The sequence below is a fragment of the Streptomyces shenzhenensis genome, assembly GCF_003688995.1.
Classification (GTDB): domain Bacteria; phylum Actinomycetota; class Actinomycetes; order Streptomycetales; family Streptomycetaceae; genus Streptomyces; species Streptomyces shenzhenensis_A.
This window is the reverse complement of sequence record NZ_PENI01000119.1, coordinates 1-596: the sequence shown is the minus strand read 5'-3', so window position 1 is coordinate 596 and position 596 is coordinate 1. Positions and strand designations below refer to the sequence as shown.

At 72.5% G+C, this 596-nt stretch carries 1 protein-coding gene; it reads right to left on the bottom strand.

The window, feature by feature from the left end; all coding sequences use genetic code 11:
• Positions 1–596: serine/threonine-protein kinase (locus CTZ28_RS46450; RefSeq protein ID WP_147481323.1), on the bottom strand; the 596-nt coding region annotated here is incomplete at both ends.

Sequence of the window (596 nt, the reverse complement as noted above, 5' to 3'; positions counted from 1 at the left end):
CCGTGTCCGGTTGCGGCGTGGACGAGCAGGGCGGCCAGCGAGAACACGTCGGCGGGTTCGGCGGCGACTCCGCCGACGGCCTGGTCCGGTGCGAGAAATCCGGGGGAGCCCACGGAGACACCGAGGCGGGTGTGCCGGCTGTCGTCGGCGGCCCGGGCGACACCGAAGTCGATCAGCCGTGGACGGTCGCGTGCCAGCAGGACGTTCCCGGGCTTGATGTCCCGGTGCGCGAGGCCGGCCTGGTGCACGGCCTGCACGGCGCCGCACAGTTCGCCGGCGAGTGAAAGCAGCGCGGTCCGCGGCAGCGGACCATGGGCCGTGACCCATTCGGCGAGCGAGGGCGCGGGCACATATTCGGTGGCCAGCCACTGCGGGCGCCGGCCCGGGGCACTGTAGTCCACGACGGTCACGGTCCACGGCGAACGGACGCGGTCGCTGTTGCGTATCTCGCGGGCGAACCGCTCCTCGAACCCCGGCTCGGAGCTCAGATCGTCACGGATCGTCTTCAGCGCGAGCAGCCGACCCGACCCCGTACGGGACAGGAACACCTGCCCCATACCGCCCGCACCGAGCCGGCCGAGCAACGGATAGCCGCC